Consider the following 335-nt stretch of genomic DNA (forward strand, 5'->3'; position numbering starts at 1 on the left):
ATCTCACCCACGGCGTAGAGCATGCCGCCGAACATGATCGGCGAGATGGCCAGGGTCATCAGCTGCACGGCCATGCCGGCGGCGCCGGGAATCAGCGTCGACAACCGGGTGACCACCCAGCTCACCAGCAGCCAGGCTGCACCGGCCGCCAGCAGCAGCACCGGCAGCCCCAGCCAGTACCACGGCGTTGCCGCATCGCGGGTATCCGGTACCTGTGCCAGGCGCTGGCTGATCACCGCACGCAGGTTCAGCGCCAGGTTCATCAGCACGTTCTTGTGCGCGCTTTCCGGGAAGAAGTTGAGGATGCGCTCGATGGTCTGGTCGGCGTTGTTGGA

At 66.0% G+C, this 335-nt stretch carries 1 pseudogene; it reads right to left on the reverse strand.

The window, feature by feature from the left end:
• Nucleotides 1–335 (reverse strand): annotated as a pseudogene (locus ABGA94_RS12540) (hypothetical protein); the annotation flags it as partial.

The sequence above is a fragment of the Stenotrophomonas sp. 3diitr2024 genome, assembly GCF_042136455.1.
Taxonomy (GTDB): Bacteria; Pseudomonadota; Gammaproteobacteria; order Xanthomonadales; family Xanthomonadaceae; genus Stenotrophomonas; species Stenotrophomonas sepilia.